Source organism: Microbacterium sp. RU33B (assembly GCF_900155915.1).
Taxonomy (GTDB): Bacteria; Actinomycetota; Actinomycetes; order Actinomycetales; family Microbacteriaceae; genus Microbacterium.
Genome location: NZ_FTPO01000001.1, coordinates 283,293 through 298,602, shown reverse-complemented (window position 1 = coordinate 298,602; position 15,310 = coordinate 283,293). Strand labels below are relative to the sequence as shown.

At 71.1% G+C, this 15,310-nt stretch carries 14 protein-coding genes; 6 read left to right on the top strand and 8 right to left on the bottom strand.

Features of this window, described 5'->3' with window-relative positions; translation table 11 throughout:
* Window positions 1–65 precede the first annotated feature (65 nt).
* The gene (locus B0B14_RS01405; RefSeq protein ID WP_076679635.1) at window positions 66–329 is read left to right on the top strand and encodes a DUF4229 domain-containing protein; all 264 of its coding nucleotides are present in this window, start codon (window positions 66–68) and stop codon (window positions 327–329) included.
* Here B0B14_RS01405 and B0B14_RS01400 read toward each other — a convergent pair whose 3' ends face one another.
* A complete protein-coding gene (locus B0B14_RS01400; protein ID WP_076679634.1) occupies window positions 330–1,310 on the bottom strand; it encodes a 1,4-dihydroxy-2-naphthoate polyprenyltransferase in 981 nt (326 codons plus the stop codon).
* Window positions 1,311–1,381: 71 nt separating this feature from the next.
* Between B0B14_RS01400 and B0B14_RS01395 the strand changes: the two genes are divergently transcribed.
* Window positions 1,382–1,765, top strand: a complete 384-nt coding sequence (locus B0B14_RS01395) for a VOC family protein (protein ID WP_076681204.1) — start codon at window positions 1,382–1,384, stop codon at window positions 1,763–1,765.
* Between the two features lies 1 nt (window position 1,766).
* Here B0B14_RS01395 and B0B14_RS01390 read toward each other — a convergent pair whose 3' ends face one another.
* Together B0B14_RS01390 and B0B14_RS01385 are read right to left on the bottom strand one after the other, a co-directional pair.
* Window positions 1,767–2,924, bottom strand: coding sequence for an AMP-binding protein (locus B0B14_RS01390; protein WP_076679633.1), 1,158 nt, complete (start codon window positions 2,922–2,924; stop codon window positions 1,767–1,769).
* Window positions 2,925–2,949: 25 nt separating this feature from the next.
* Entirely contained in the window at window positions 2,950–3,897 is a 948-nt protein-coding gene (locus B0B14_RS01385) for a 1,4-dihydroxy-2-naphthoyl-CoA synthase (protein WP_076679632.1), read from the bottom strand.
* A gap of 74 nt (window positions 3,898–3,971) precedes the next feature.
* Here B0B14_RS01385 and B0B14_RS01380 point away from each other — a divergent pair, with 74 nt between their 5' ends.
* Both B0B14_RS01380 and B0B14_RS01375 read left to right on the top strand, forming a co-directional pair.
* On the top strand, window positions 3,972–4,520 hold the full coding sequence (locus B0B14_RS01380) for a hypothetical protein (protein WP_076679631.1): 549 nt from the start codon (window positions 3,972–3,974) through the stop codon (window positions 4,518–4,520).
* Entirely contained in the window at window positions 4,517–7,435 is a 2,919-nt protein-coding gene (locus tag B0B14_RS01375) for an ATP-binding cassette domain-containing protein (RefSeq protein WP_076679630.1), read from the top strand. The genes B0B14_RS01380 and B0B14_RS01375 overlap by 4 nt, the downstream gene beginning before the upstream one ends.
* A 12-nt stretch (window positions 7,436–7,447) precedes the next feature.
* Here the strand turns inward: B0B14_RS01375 and B0B14_RS01370 are convergent, their stop codons facing one another.
* From B0B14_RS01370 to B0B14_RS01355, 4 genes are read right to left on the bottom strand one after another with little or no spacing between them, the layout of a single operon-like run.
* The gene (locus B0B14_RS01370; RefSeq protein WP_179085247.1) at window positions 7,448–11,179 is read right to left on the bottom strand and encodes a methionine synthase; all 3,732 of its coding nucleotides are present in this window, start codon (window positions 11,177–11,179) and stop codon (window positions 7,448–7,450) included.
* Window positions 11,176–11,970: an LLM class F420-dependent oxidoreductase gene (locus B0B14_RS01365; protein ID WP_076679629.1), complete on the bottom strand. Its 795-nt coding sequence runs from the start codon at window positions 11,968–11,970 to the stop codon at window positions 11,176–11,178. The genes B0B14_RS01370 and B0B14_RS01365 overlap by 4 nt, the downstream gene beginning before the upstream one ends.
* A gap of 10 nt (window positions 11,971–11,980) precedes the next feature.
* On the bottom strand, window positions 11,981–12,946 hold the full coding sequence (locus B0B14_RS01360; RefSeq protein ID WP_076679628.1) for a permease prefix domain 1-containing protein: 966 nt from the start codon (window positions 12,944–12,946) through the stop codon (window positions 11,981–11,983).
* A 3-nt stretch (window positions 12,947–12,949) separates the two neighbouring features.
* Window positions 12,950–13,285: a PadR family transcriptional regulator gene (locus tag B0B14_RS01355; protein WP_076679627.1), complete on the bottom strand. Its 336-nt coding sequence runs from the start codon at window positions 13,283–13,285 to the stop codon at window positions 12,950–12,952.
* Between the two features lie 95 nt (window positions 13,286–13,380).
* Here B0B14_RS01355 and B0B14_RS01350 point away from each other — a divergent pair, with 95 nt between their 5' ends.
* Together B0B14_RS01350 and B0B14_RS01345 are read left to right on the top strand one after the other, a co-directional pair.
* Window positions 13,381–13,563 carry a hypothetical protein gene (locus B0B14_RS01350; protein ID WP_076679626.1) on the top strand — a complete coding sequence of 61 codons (183 nt, stop codon included), beginning with the start codon at window positions 13,381–13,383 and terminating at the stop codon, window positions 13,561–13,563.
* 33 nt (window positions 13,564–13,596) lie between these two features.
* Window positions 13,597–14,589, top strand: coding sequence for an o-succinylbenzoate synthase (locus B0B14_RS01345; protein WP_076679625.1), 993 nt, complete (start codon window positions 13,597–13,599; stop codon window positions 14,587–14,589).
* Window positions 14,590–14,604: 15 nt separating this feature from the next.
* On the opposite strand, the gene B0B14_RS01340 is transcribed toward B0B14_RS01345, so the two are convergent.
* Window positions 14,605–15,231 carry a TetR/AcrR family transcriptional regulator gene (locus B0B14_RS01340; protein ID WP_076679624.1) on the bottom strand — a complete coding sequence of 209 codons (627 nt, stop codon included), beginning with the start codon at window positions 15,229–15,231 and terminating at the stop codon, window positions 14,605–14,607.
* Between the last annotated feature and the right edge of the window lie 79 nt (window positions 15,232–15,310).

Sequence of the window (15,310 nt, the reverse complement as noted above, 5' to 3'; positions counted from 1 at the left end):
GGCGGGTGTGCGCGGACGAGGCCCGCCGTGACCGGACCGAGACGGCGCACGCCTAGCATGGAGGGGTGAACGCCCGCTCCGCCCTCCTCTACACCGTGCTGCGGCTGCTCGCCTTCTTCGTGCCGTTCGGCATCCTCATGCTCTTCCCGATCGGTCGCGAGTTCTACCTTCTGTCGGCGGTGTTCGCCGCCCTCATCGGCCTGAGCCTGTCGATCATCTTCCTGCGCAAGCCACTCCACGACGCCACCGCCGGACTCGCGGAGCGCCGTCGGCCTGCCACGCCGTCCGACGAGGACGTCGAGGATGCGGCATCCGACGACGCGCGCTGATCAGCCCACGAACGCCCAGAACAGGAACGCTCCGTACGCGACCGACGTCAGCGACGTGAGCGCGAGCGCGACCACGAGCTCCTTCGGCAGACGGTAGGTCCACACGATCAGGATCGCGGGCAGTCCCGCGAGCAGGGCCATGAGCGCGAGCCACGCGATCGGGTAGAACAGCGCGAGGAACGACGACAGAACGAACGGCACGAGCACGAAGAGCGTGAACAGGATCCGCGTCGCGCGACGGCCGATGAGCACGGTCAGCGTGCGCTTGCCGGCCTCGCGGTCCTGATCGATGTCGCGCAGATTGTTCGCCAGCAGCACCGCGCAGGCGAGGAGTCCCGCGCCGACGGCGCCGAACCACGCCTCCTGCGGGACCTGGCCGACCTGCACGTACGTCGTTCCGAGCGTGGCCACCAGCCCGAAGAACACGAACACGAACAGCTCGCCGAGCGCGTTGTAGCCGTAGGGCCGCTTGCCGCCGGTGTAGAACCACGCGGCCACGATGCAGACCGCGCCGACCGCCAGCATCCACCACTGTCCCGTGCGGATCACGATCGCGATCCCCGCCGCGGCGGCGATCGCGAAGAACAGCAGGGCGACCGTCAGCACGGTGCGCGGCTTCGCCTTGCCCGACGCGGTCAGGCGGGCCGGGCCCACGCGGTGGTCATCGGTGCCCCGGATGCCGTCGCTGTAGTCGTTGGCGTAGTTGACGCCGATCTGCAGCGCGACCGCCACGACGAGGCAGGCGAGGGCGAGGAGCCAGTGCAGTTGCCGATCCACGACGAATGCCGCGCCCGTGCCGATGAGCACCGGGGTGAAGGCGAGCGGCAGGGTGCGCAGCCGCGCGGCGCCGATCCAGTCGCGGAACGTCGCCGGCTCGACCTTGCGCGGATCGCCGGAGACGTGCGCCTTCTGCGGATTGCCGTGGGGTCTCTTCTTCGGAGGTCCGGTGCGGGTGCGCTTCTTGCGGGGTGTGCCTGCCACGTCAACGAATCCTAGAGGCCCCGGCGATGCGCACACTGTTCACCGTGCGCATCGGCGAGGAGAATGACCGCATGCTCACCATCGGGACGGTTGTGATGACCGTGGAGGACCTCGACCGGGCCGGCGACTTCTGGCGCGCTGCGCTCGGGTTCGTGAACCGCAGCGAGCCGACCGACGACTGGGTGATCCTCGATCCGCCGGGGAAGGCCGGATGGGACGCCCCCGACGCCAGCATCGCGCTCTCGGTCACGGGGTACCCGCAGCACTATCCGCCCCGCATCCACCTCGATCTGTACGCCGACGACCAGGCCGCGGAGGTGTCGCGCCTCCTCGGCCTCGGCGCCCGACAGGTGGACTGGGACGGGTATCCCGACGACGCCGACTGGATCGTGCTGGCCGACACGGAGGGCAACCGGTTCTGCGTCATCGACACGGGACCTCGCACAGCCGCGTGAGTCAGGCGCCGACGGCGGGGATCGCGCGGCGGATCGCCTCGCGGTCGGGCTTGCCCGACGGCAGCGTCGCGATCTCGTCGACGAGCACCATGCGCGACGGCCGCGCGAACGGCCCGATCTCGGCCTCCACCGCGGCCCTGGCCGCCTCGAGCTGCACCGTCTCGCTGCGCCGCAGCGCCTCGCCGCGGGGCGCGACGATGACGGATGCCTCCCCCCACTTCGCGTCGGCCACGCCGACCACGACGGCGGAGGCGAGTCCGGGCACCGACCGCACGGTGCGCTCGACGCGATCGAGCGAGATGTTCACGCCGCCCGAGACGATGACGTTGTCGAGGCGTCCGCGCACCTTCAGCACTCCGTCGTCGAACATGCCGGCGTCGCCCGTGCGGTACCACCGCGTGCCGTCGGGGCCGCGGAGGAACGAGGCATCCGTCAGCTCTTCGTCCGCGAGGTACCCCTCGGCCAGCGTCGGGCCCGAGATCTGCACTTCGCCGCCGACGACACGCACCCCCACGCGGTCGAGAGGCCGGCCGTCGTAGACGCAGCCTCCGCTCGTCTCGGAGGACCCGTACGTGCGCACCACCCGGACGCCCGCGCTCTGCGCGCGTTCGAGGGTCGCGGCCGGCAGCGCCTGGCCGCCGACCAGGATCGTCTCGAACGAGCGGAGCGCCGTGCCGACGACGGGGTCGTGCTCGGCCGCGTCGAGGAGCTTCGACAGTTGCGCCGGCACGAGCGACGTGAACGTCGGAACGCGGCGTCCACCGTCGCTCGACGTCATCATGAGCGCCGCCGCGGCGAAGGATGTCGGCGAGAACGTGCCGGAGAGCACCGCGGGCTCGCGTCCCGAGACGACGGCGCGCACGAGCACCTGGAGCCCGGCGACGTAGCTCGCCGGAAGAGCGAGGAGCCACGCCCCCTCGCCGATGCGCGCTGCCGTCGCGAGCGCCGACGCCGTGAGGGCGTCGCGGCTCAGCACGACGCTCTTGGGCACCCCGGTGGAGCCCGACGTCGTGACGACGACGGCCGTTCCGGAGCGCACCTCGTCCGGCATCGCGCGCACCATGCCGAGACCGAGCGCGGGGCCGGCGCCGTGCAGGGCGGCCTTCAGCGCGCGCAGGATGTCGCGCGGGTCGTCGCCTGCGAGCGGCTCGAGCCTCATCGCGGTCCTCGGGCGACCGCGGAGATCAGTAGTGCCACGGGTAGGGCGACCAGTCGGGATCGCGCTTCTCGAGGAACGAGTCGCGACCTTCGGCCGCCTCGTCGGTGCCGTATGCGAGGCGCGTGGCCTCGCCGGCGAACACCTGCTGGCCGACGAGACCGTCGTCCACGGCGTTGAACGCGAACTTCAGCATCCGCACCGCCGTCGGCGACTTCGTGAGGATCGTCCGCGCCATCGCGATCGCCTCCCGTTCGAGGTCGGCGTGGGGCACGACGCGATTGACGGCCCCCATCTCGTACGCGCGCTGCGCGGAGTACTCCTCCGCCAGGAAGAACACCTCGCGGGCGAACTTCTGTCCGATCTGGCGCGCGAAGTACGCCGAGCCGTAGCCGGCGTCGAACGAACCGACATCGGCGTCGGTCTGCTTGAAGCGCCCGTGCTCCGCCGAGGCGATCGAGAGGTCGCAGACGACGTGCAGCGAGTGCCCGCCGCCGGCGGCCCACCCCGGGATCACCGCGATCACGACCTTGGGCATGAACCGGATGAGCCGCTGCACCTCGAGGATGTGCAGGCGCCCGCCCGACGCCGCGCGCGCGGCGCGTTCCGCGTCGCCGTCCGCCGAGCCGCTCGCGGTCGCCGAGGTCGCCGACGGGTCGCCCACGTACTCGTACCCCGCGCGGCCGCGGATGCGCTGGTCTCCGCCCGAGCAGAACGCCCAGCCGCCGTCCTTCGCGGACGGGCCGTTGCCGGTGAGCAGCACGACGCCGATGCGGGCATCCTGCCGTGCGATGTCGAGTGCGCGGTACAGCTCGTCGACGGTGTGCGGCCGGAACGCGTTGCGCACCTCGGGTCGGTCGAACGCGATGCGCGCGATGCGTCCGTCCGTGGAGACGTGCGCCGTGATGTCGGTGTACGCCTCCGCGCCGGGTGCCGGCATCCACTGGTCTTCGTCGAAGAGGTCCGAAACGCTCATCGGGCCAGCCTACGCGCGCGACGCACGTCGTCACGGGGCGGGAGGGCGCGTGCGGCGAGCCCTACCCTGGAGGGGTGACCTCGAAGACCCGCACACTCGTCCTCGCCGCCCTGGCCGGCCTCGCCCTCACCCTCTCCGCGTGCGCGGGCACGGCCGCCCCCGAAACCAGCGCCTCGGCGCCGGAGGGCACGTCGCCGGTGCTCTCCGACGTCGCCTGCGAGGCCGGCGAGGGGGTCACGGTGGTCATCGACTCCGGCGACCTCGACGAGACCGTCGACCGCACGACGTGCGTCGTCACGGACGAGCCGATCGGCGCGGCGGATGCCCTCGCCATCGCCGCCGTCGTCGTCGAGGGCACGACCGAGTATCCCGACCAGATCGTGTGCCGCGTCGACGGCGTCCCGTCGGCGGAGACCGAGCTCACCGCCGCCGACGGCACCGTCGTCACCGAGTCGTGCGAGTCGATGCCTCCGGCGTTCGCGTACTGGTCGCTGTGGGTGAAGCCCGCGGCGGGAGAGTGGGGCTACGCCGAGGAGGGCCTGTCGACCCTTCAGCTCGAGCCGGGCGACAGCCTCGAGCTGCTGTTCGTGCTGAACGACGAACCGGCCGCACCCGCCGCGTGAGCTTCCGGCCCGGACCCCTGCGCGCCGCGGCGGCTCTCGCCGTCGGCTTCGTCGGGGTCCGGGTCGTCTACCGCGTCGTCTTCCACGGCGCGGAGGGGTCGGGCCCGGTCCTGTGGGATCTCCCGGTGGTGCGGCTCCCCGATCCGTTCGGGCACGTCGCGATGTTCGGACCCGCGACCCTCGACGGGGTGGCCGCGGCGGCGTGGAGCGCGGTGCCGATCGCCGCGACCATCCTGGTCTTCGGCCTGCTGAACGCGGTGTTCGACATCTCGCGTCTGTTCGCACGCGGCGCGCGGCGAGGACCGTTCCGCGGGATCGCTCGTGCGCTGGTGATCGCGTGGGCGACGCTCCCCGCCCTCGCCGATGCGGTGCGGGCCGTGCGCTTCGCGCGGCGGCTGCGCGGCGAACGCGGCGGAGTGCGGCTGCTCTCGCCCGTGCTGGAGCGCACGCTCGAACGCGCGACCGCCGTGGCCGCCGCGCTCGAACTGCGCGGCTTCGCAGGCCGGGCGCTCGAGGGCGACTGCGCCCACCCGGTCGAGATCCGGGATGCCGCGCTCGGTCATGGCGGCACCGGGATCGTGCGCGTGCCCGAGCTCGTGCTCGGCAGCGGATCGCTGACGGTGCTGTCGGGCCCGACGGGCTCGGGGAAGTCGACCGTGCTGAGGGCGATCAGCGGACTCCTGGTGCACGTCGACGGCGGCACCTCGTCGGGCGCGGTGCGCGTCGTCGGGCGGGATCGCGACTCCGTGCCGCCGCGCGACACCGCCCGCACCGTCGGCGTCGTGCTGCAGAATCCGCGTGAGGCGTTGGCAACCGAGACGGTCTTCGACGAGATCGGCCTCGCCCTCGAGCTGCGGGGCGTCGCCCCCGTGCTGCGCGATGCCCGCGTGCGCGACGTCGCGGAGCGGATCGGCATCAGCGGACTCCTCGAGCGACGCATCCGCGAGCTGTCGGCGGGCGAGGCGACGCTCGTCGCGATCGCGGCCGCCGTGGTGGACGAACCCATCCTCGTCGTGATCGACGAGCCCCTCGCCGACCTCGACGCGAGCTACCGGGGGCGGATCGTGGCGCTGCTCGGCGAGCTGGCCCACGAGGGGGGCATGTGCGTCGTCGTCGCCGAGCACCGCCCGGCGGAGTTCGCGGCGGTGGCGGATGCCTGGTTTTCCGTCGTCGACGGCGCGGTGCGTGTCGCCGTGGCCCCCGCCGCGGCGGCGCCGACATCTCCGTCGATCGTCGGATTCGGAGGACCGATCAGCCGCGACACGCCGGAGCCGACGCCGTGCGTGAGGAGTTCCGTGCCCGCGGCCCTCCAGACCCGTGGTCTCACGGTGCGGCACGGAGACAAGTCCGTGGTGCGGGATGCTTCGCTCGCGATCGCCCCGGGCGAGATCGTGGCCGTGGGCGGACCCAACGGTGCGGGCAAGTCGAGCCTCCTCGCCGCGATCGCACTACCGACCGGCGACGCTGAGATCACGGTCGACGGAGCGCCCATCGCGCGCGGTGCGGTCTCCCTCGTGCCGGATGCCTCCGACGACCTCTTCGTCTGCGACACCGTGGCGGCAGAGTGCCGGCGAGCCGACCGACGCGCGGCGACCGACGATGCCGCGGCACGTTTCGCGGGCCTGCTGAGCCTCGCCCCCGAGAGCGCTCCGTTCGCCGACCTCCTCCGCCGTCACCCCCGCGACCTGTCGGTCGGTCAGCGACGGTGCCTCGCGATCGCGCTGCAGACGCTCGCGCGACCGCGCGTGTTGCTCGTGGACGAGCCCACGCGGGGGCTCGACCCCGAGGCATCCGCCCTCGTCGCCGCCGCCCTCCGGCGCCACGCCGCGAGCGGCGGTGCCGTGCTCATCGCGACGCACGACGCCGACGTGATCGCGGCGATCGCCGATCGCGTGGTCCCGATGGCGGACGGATGCCTCGGCGAGCCCCTCCTCGTGCGGACCCCCGACGCCCGTGACGTCCCGCACCGCCGGGTGGACGACCGCCCGGCGGCTCTGCGTCCCACGATCGGTGCGCCCCTCCCCGGACCCGACGTCGTGACCGGAGGCGCGGCGCGCGGCGCGCGGCGCGCACTCGCCGGACGCGGCATCCTCCCCCTCCTCTTCGCGAACCTCGCCGCAGCGTCCGCGTTCCTGTGGCCGCTCGTCGCGAGCGCCCTCCCGACCCAGGCGCAGGGCGCCGTGCCGTACGTCGCCCTCGCTCTTGCACCCCTCGCGGTGCTCGTCGCGCTGTCGCTGCTCGACGGAACGGTGCGCTCCGCGCACAGCCTCGCCCTCCTCGGCACGCTGGCGGCGATCGGTGCGGCCATCCGCATCGTGGGCACGGGGGTGGGTGGTGTCGAGGCGCTGTTCATCCTGCTGATCCTCGCGGGGCGTGCGTTCGGCCCGCGGTTCGGCCTGCTGCTGGGCGCCCTCTCGATCGCGATCTCCGCCGTCGTCGCGGGCGGCATCGGTCCGTGGACGCCGTTCCAGATGTTCGCGTGCGGCTGGGTCGCCGCCGGCGCGGGGCTCCTCCCCCGCCGCGTGCGGGGCTGGGCGGAGATCGGGATGCTGTGCCTCTACGACGTCCTCGCGTCGTACGCGTTCGGGCTCATCATGAACATGTGGTTCTGGCCGTTCGCGGTCGGCACCGGCACGGGCATCTCGTACGTGCCCGGCGCCCCCGTCGCCGAGAACCTGGGGAGCTTCCTGATCTACTCGCTCGTGACCTCCACGGCCACGTGGGACACGCTCCGCGCCGTCACGACGGTCATCGGCCTCGTCGTCGTGGGCCGACCCATCCTGCGGGCGCTGCGCCGGGCGAAGCCCGTGACCCCGAGCACACATCCGAATGGGGGCGACGCGCCGGGCGCGGCATCCGCAACCCGACGTGTCGCCCACGATCTCCGCCGTGAGCGTCACACGTCTTCGATGTGAGGGTCTGACGGTTCAGACCGAGAAGTACTTCGCCTCGGGGTGGTGGAAGACGAACGCGTCGGTCGACTGCTCGGGATGCAGTTGCAGCTCTTCGCTCAGCTCCACGCCCATCCGCTCCGGACGCAGGAGCTCGACGACCTTGCGGCGATCCTCCATATCGGGGCACGCGGGGTACCCGAGCGAGAAACGCGCTCCGCGGTACTCGAGCTTGAAGAGCCCCGCCGTATCGGTCGGATCCTCCCCGGCGAAGCCGAGCTCGGAGCGGATGCGGGCGTGCCAGAACTCGGCGAGCGCCTCGGTGAGCTGCATCACGAGCCCGTTGAGCTCGTAGTAGTCGCGATACCGGTCCTCGGCGAACAGTTTCGCCGTGACGGTGTCGATGCGCGCGCCGGCGGTGACGAGCTGCACGGGGAGCACGTCGATCTGCCCGGACTCGCGTGACCGCACGAAGTCGGCGAGGTTCAGGTGACGATCGCGGCGCTGACGCGGGAAGTGGAAGCGGAGGCGCTCTGCGCCGGGCTCCCCACCCGAGCCTCCGTCCGGCGCGAGCCGCCCCGGTCGCCCGAGCACGCCCGTGGGATCGTCGCCGTGGTGCAGGACGACGAGGTCGTCGCCCTCCGAGATCACCGGGAAGTATCCGTACGCCACCGAGGCGTCCAGCATCCCCTCCGACAGGATGCGATCGAGCCAGTACCGCAGCCGCGGACGCCCCTGCGTCTCGACGAGCTGCTCGTAGGAGAGTCCGTCGTCACCGCGGCCGGGCTTCAGGCCCCACTGCCCCATGAACGTCGCACGCTCGTCGAGGAATGCGGCGTAGTCGGCGAGCGCGATGCCCCGCACGATCCGGGTGCCCCAGAACGGCGGTACCGGCACGGGGTTGTCGGATGCCACGTCCGAGCGCGCGGGCATGGCTTCGGGCTCGGTCAGCGTCAGCGAAGACCCCGCGCGGTGGATGCGCTTCTTGAGTGCGGGCAGGCCCACGGCATCCGGAGCCTCCCCGCGCGCGACCCGCACGAGCGGCTCCATGAGCGTGAGCCCTTCGAACGCGTCGCGGGCGTAGCGCACCTCGCCGTCGAACAGCGACGCGAGATCGTCCTCCACGTACGCGCGCGTGAGCGCGGCGCCGCCCAGGATGACCGGCCATCTGCCGGCGAGACCGCGCGACTGAAGTTCGAGGAGGTTCTCCTTCATGACGACCGTCGACTTCACGAGCAGCCCCGACATCCCGATCACGTCGGCATCGTGCTCTTCGGCGGCGGCGATGATGTCGGCGATCGGCTGCTTGATGCCGAGGTTGATCACGTCGTAGCCGTTGTTGGTGAGGATGATGTCGACGAGGTTCTTGCCGATGTCGTGCACGTCGCCGCGGACGGTGGCGAGGACGATGGTGCCCTTGCCCGCCGCCTCGGACTTCTCCATGTGCGGTTCGAGCAGGGCGACGGCGGTCTTCATGACCTCGGCGGACTGCAGCACGAAGGGCAGCTGCATCTCGCCGGATCCGAACCGCTCGCCGACAACCTTCATGCCCTCCAGCAGATGGTCGTTGATGATCTCGAGCGGCGTCACCCCGTTCGAGCGGGCGAGGTCGAGGTCGGCCTCGAGTCCCTTGGCTTCGCCGTCGATGATCCGGCGCTCGAGGCGCTCGCCGACGGGCAGCGCGGCGAGCTCGGCCGCGCGCTGGTCGCGGAGGGCCGCCGTGTCGACGCCGGCGAAGACGTCGAGCATGACCGCGAGCGGGTCGTAGGTGATGTTGCCGTCGGCGTCGTACTCGCGCCGGTCCCACACGAGATCGAGCGCGACCTGGCGCTGCTCGTCGGGGATCGAGGCGAGCGGCACGATCTTGGCGGCGTCCACGATCGCGGAGTCGAGTCCCGCCTGCGTCGCCTCGTGGATGAACACCGAGTTGAGCACCGAGCGCGCTGCCGGGTTCAGCCCGAACGAGACGTTGGAGACCCCGAGGGTGGTGTGGACGCCGGGGTACTTCGTGTTGATCGCGCGGATCGCCTCGATCGTCTCGATGGCGTCGCGGCGCGTCTCCTCCTGCCCGGTCGCGATCGGGAACGTCAGGCTGTCGACGATGATGTCCTCGACGCGCAGGCCCCAGTCGCCCACCAGGGCGTCGATGAGCCGCGACGCGATGCGCACCTTGTCGTCAGCCGTACGCGCCTGGCCCTGCTCGTCGATCGTCAGCGCGATGACCGCCGTGCCGTGCTCCTTGACGAGGGGCATGATGCGGCCGAACCGGCTGTCGGGACCGTCGCCGTCCTCGTAGTTGACGGAGTTCACGACGGGACGCCCGCCGATCAGCTCGAGGCCCGCCCGGATGACGGCCGGCTCGGTCGAGTCGATGACGAGGGGAAGCGTGGATGCCGAGGCGAACCGCGACACGATCTCGCGCACGTCGTCGACCCCGTCGCGGCCGACGTAGTCGACGCAGACGTCGAGCAGGTGCGCGCCCACACGGGTCTGATTGCGGGCGATCTCGACGCAGTCGTCCCAGCGGCCCTCGAGCATCGCCTCACGGAACGCCTTGGAGCCGTTCGCGTTGGTGCGCTCGCCGATGGCGAGGTACGAGGCATCCTGCTCGAACGGCACGTGCTGGTACAGCGACGCGACACCGGGCTCCGCGTCGGAACCCGTGTCCTCACCCGCACCACCCGCACCACCCGCACCACCCGCCGAGAAACCCCCGTCCGCCCGAGACACCCCGCGCTGCGGGGTGTCCGACGCACCTCGGGGTTTCTCGACGATCGGATCGAACACGCCGTGCAGCCGTTCGACGACCGCGGCCATGTGCTCGGGGGTCGTGCCGCAGCATCCGCCCACGATCCCCACGCCGAATTCGCGCACGAACTGCTCGTGCGCCGTGGCGAGCTCCGCCGGCGACAGCGGGTAGTGGGCACCGTCGGCCGTGAGCACGGGAAGCCCGGCGTTGGGCATGCACGCGATCGTGACCGCCGAGTGCTTCGACAGGTGACGGAGGTGCTCGCTCATCTCGGCCGGACCGGTGGCGCAGTTCAAGCCGATCGCGTCGACGCCGAGCGGCTCGAGCGTCGTGAGCGCCGCGCCGATCTCCGACCCCATCAGCATCGTGCCGGTGGTCTCGACCGTCACCTCGACGAAGATCGGCAGACGGATGCCCCGCGCGACGATCGCCTGGCGGCAGCCGTTGACGGCGGCCTTGGTCTGCAGGAGGTCCTGCGACGTCTCGACGAGCAGCGCGTCCGCGCCGCCGTCGATCAGCCCCTCCGCCTGGAGGGCGAACGTCTGCTTGAGGTGGTCGTACGTCGTGTGCCCGAGCGTCGGCAGCTTCGTGCCCGGACCCATCGACCCGAGCACCCAGCGCATCCGGCCGTCGACGGCCTCCGCGGCCTCCACGCGCTCGCGCGCGATGCGCGCCCCCGCTTCGGCGAGCTCGTGGATGCGGTCATCGATGCCGTAGTCCGACAGGTTCGACCAGTTCGCGCCGAACGTGTTGGTCTCCACGGCGTCCACCCCCACCGCGAGGTAGGCGTCGTGGATCTCGCCGATCATGTCGGGCCGCGACACGTTGAGGATCTCGTTACAGCCTTCGAGCTGCTGATAGTCCTCGAGCGTCGGGTCGTGCCGCTGCAGCATCGTGCCCATCGCGCCGTCGGCGATGACCACCCGCTCCGCGATGGCATCCAGCAGGGCGCGCGACCGGGAGGGCCGGGGCACTCCGTCGATGTCGAGCGGATGCCTCGGCACGACCACAGCACTCATGCGTTCTTCGAGTCCCGCCAGGCGAGCCAGCGCTCGACGATGCCGTAGTCGTAGTCCGGTCCCTGGAATCCGAGCGTGAACAGGCGGGTGCCGCGCGCGTACAGGTCGTCGGCCGCCTCCTCCGAGCGGTCCTTCAGCTCGTTCGAGATGACGATGCCGCTCGTGTCGCGCCCGTCCTTCTCGCCCCACTTCTCGATCACCGAGATCTTGTGGGTGAGCGTGTCGCCCTGCACGAAGCTGTGCCAGATGTCGGCGTGCTTCGCCACGATGCGCAGAGTCTTCTGCTCGCCGCCGCCGCCGATCATGACGGGGATGTCGCGGGTCGGTGCGGGGTTCAGCTTCGCCCAGCGCGCTTCGATCCGGTCGAGCCCGTCGGCGAGCGCGTCCAGACGCTGACCCGCCGTGCCGAACTCGTACCCGTACTCGTCGTAGTCGCGCTCGAACCACCCCGAGCCGGTGCCGAAGATGAAGCGGCCCTCCCCGCCCTTGGCGGAGATATGGTCGAGCGTGCGGGCCATGTCTGCCTGCAGGTCGGCGTTGCGGTACGAGTTGCAGTTGACGAGGCATCCGAACTCGACGCGCTCCGTCTGCTCGGCCCAGGCGCCGAGCATCGTCCACGACTCGAAGTGCAGGCCCTCGGGGTCGCCGGAGAGCGGGAAGAAGTGATCCCAGTTGAAGAGGATGTCGACGCCGAGGTCTTCGAGGCGCCGGACGGCGTCGCGGATGTCGGTGTACTGGACGTGCTGGGGCTGCAGCTGGATGCCGAGCCGGACGGGGGTGTCGAGAAGCATGGGATTCAGCCTACGGCCGCGTGGAGCGACGAGCTTTGAGGAAGCCGTCGACCGAGTCCCAGATCGCGATGCCCGCGATGACGAATCCGAAGATGATCGTCAGGACCGACTCGACCGTGGCCGAGGAGTCCGACGGGGTGACCCTCGGCCAGAACTCGGGGTTCACCAGACCTCCCTCGCTGAGCAGCCACACGGCGGGCACCGCGATGACGACGTTGAGCGCCAGATTGGCCGCGGCGAGGGCCCACGTGTACCGACCCTTCGCGTAGACCGCGATCGCCAGGAGCGCCTCCGCCGCGATCGCGGCGAGCAGCACGCCGATCCCCCAGGGCCACAGCTGCGGCGACAGGAACGGGAGCCAGCCGGTGTCGGAGAAGTACACGAAGCCGACGAAGTGGTCCCAGAGGACGGCCCCCGCCGCGAGGCCGAGGAAGATCAGGGCTGCCACGAGGTCGGACACCTTCGCGCCGTTCTCACGCGGTTCCGGCAGCCGGTCCACCGTCCACTCGCCGACGAGGCCGATGTCGGCGCTGTTCGTCGAGCGCTCGATGATGACGAAGACGAGCGTCGTCCAGAAGCCGACGTTGACGATGACCTGGATGACGATGGGGACGACGGCGCCCACGATCGCGCCGAAGCTCTCGCCGTCGATCGCCATGCCGAGCGCCACGCCGAAGACGACGCATGCCGGGACGATCGCCCAGAGGAGCTTCAGCAGTCGCCACCATGTGAGGTAGTAGCGCGGTCCGATGAGCTGCAGCGGACGGTCGATGTACTCCGCGACGAGCTTGTCGGGGTCGCCGAGTTCGTTCAGGACCGCGCGCTCCGCGGCATCCGGCGCTTCTCCGGCGTCGACGCGCGCGTCGACCTGGTCGGCGATCCGCTCGCGGAGCTCGGCGGCGATGTCGGGTCGCTGCGGCTCCGGGGCCGTGCGGGTCGCCGCATCGATGTAGCGGTCGGTCAGGGTGGCGTTCATCGTTCAGTCCTTCTCAGGGAGGGTGGCGATCGCCGCGGCGATCGCACGGAAGTCATCGGTGAGGGCGGCGGCCAGCCGGGTGCCGGCGGCGCTCGTGCGATAGAACTTGCGGGGCCGCGCCTCGTCGGTGTTCCACTCGCTCGTGAGGTGTCCCTGCTTCTCCAGGCGGCGCAGCAGGGGATACAGCGTGTTCGCATCGGTCTCGAAGCCACGGTCGCTCAGCTGCTCGAGCAGGCTGTAGCCGTAGCCGGGCTCGTCGAGCAGCCGCAGGCAGGCGAGCACGACGGTCCCCCGTCGCAGTTCCTGCAGATGCGTCTCGAGCGCTTCGTTTTCACTCATGGATCACACTGTACTGTGCGTCACACACTATCGTCAATCACACTTTGTTATTTACCGGATCCGAGCGATAGTGGAGGGGACGTCGGGAGAATCGCATGACCGAGAAGACGCCGTTCTGGACACGGGTGAAGCACCGCATCTTCGGTCGCACGATGACCTACGCCGACTACGAGGGCGTGACGGCGTCGGATGTCGAGAAGAACCGCGCCGTCGACCCCATGGTCACCGCGCAGCAGTCGGTCCGATCGGCCGGGATCTACCCCGGCGGCGGAATCTGACCGGATCCGCCCCGGGCACGGCAGGATGGAGTCGTGAGCCACCCGCCGCTGGATGACCTTCTCGCCACCGCCCGCGTCGTCGCGCTCCCGCTCGCCACCCGCTTCCGCGGACTCGACGTGCGAGAAGCGCTCCTCCTCGAAGGCCCGCAGGGCTGGACGGAGTTCTCCCCCTTCGTCGAGTACCCGGATGCCGAGGCCGTCACCTGGCTCGCCGCGGCGATCGACTTCGGCTGGCGGGCATCGCCGGCGGCGCTGCGTGAGAGCATCCGGATCAACGCCACCGTACCGGCGGTGGACGCGGCATCCGTCGCCGGAGTGCTCGCGCGTTTCGACGGCTGCCGCACCGCGAAGGTCAAGGTCGCCGAGCCCGGGCAGCGCCTCGCCGACGACGTCGCGCGGGTGCGCGCCGTGCGCGAGGCCATGGGACCCGAGGGTCGCATCCGCATCGACGCGAACGGCGCATGGAATGTCGACGAGGCGGAGCACGCGTTTCATGCACTGGCGGAGTTCGACCTCGAGTACGCCGAGCAGCCCTGCGCGTGGATCGAAGAGCTCGCCGAGCTGCGCCGACGTGTGAAGTACATGGGCATCCCGATCGCCGCCGACGAGAGCGTGCGCAAAGCGGACGATCCGCTCGCGGTCGCCCGTGCGGGCGCCGCCGACCTGCTCGTGATCAAGGCCCAGCCGCTCGGCGGCGTGCACCGCGCGCTCGAGATCGTGGCCGAGGCGGGCCTCCCGGCCGTCGTGTCCAGCGCCCTGGACACGTCGGTCGGACTATCGATGGGGGCGGCGCTGGCCGCCGCACTTCCCGTGCTCGACTTCGACTGCGGGCTCGGCACGTCGTCGCTCTTCACGGCCGACATCGTCTCGCCGCCGCTGACGGCCGTGGACGGCGCGCTCCGCGTCGGACGGGTGGTCCCGGATGCAGCCCTGCTCGACGAGCTCGCGGCGCCGTCCGAGCGTCGCGAGTGGTGGCTCGCGCGGCTCGAGCGCTGCCACGCGCTGCTCGGCGCGGACGGCGACTGAGGACGCGCCGACCGGCTACGGCGCGTCGACGAGGATGCCGACCAGGCGCTCGATGCGCGCGTTCAGCAGAGCGGTGATCTCGGGGCCGGGGAGGCCCTCGAGCGTCGCCCGGGCGCACGTGTCGTCGGAGACGTCGAGCAGGAGCTGCGCGGTCTCGCCGATCGGCAGGCGGAGGTGGAGTCCGTACGTCACCAGGACGTGCTCGATGATGCCCTCGACGCGCTCGCGCATCGCGTTCTGCCACGCGAGGTACGCCTCTGCGAGGCGCGGGTCGCGCAGCGCCTGGGTACGGATCTCGCTGATGAGCTGCGGCTCCATGCGTTCGCCGAGCGAGACGCCGACGACCTGACGCACGAGCGACGACATGTCGGCGAGCGCCTCGGGCGCGAGGCCGCGCACGCGTCCGGCCACCTCGTCGAGCTTCTCCTCGGCGAGCTGGGTGATGAGTGCGAGGAACAGCTCGTCCTTCGACTCGAAGTTGGAGTAGAAGGCACCGCGCGTGAAGCCGGCGCGTTCGCAGATCATCTCGACGGATGCCGCGTCCATCCCCACTTCGCCGAACACCTCGTGGGCGGCATCGAGCAGCCGTGCTCGGGTCTGCTCGCGGCGGCGCGTTCCCGGGCGGGCCGTCACATCGCTCATGGCGCCATCCCTTCGCTCGTCAGTTTCACACCCATTGCTCAGACTCGCGAGGAGCAACGCTCTTAGGATACAACTATGT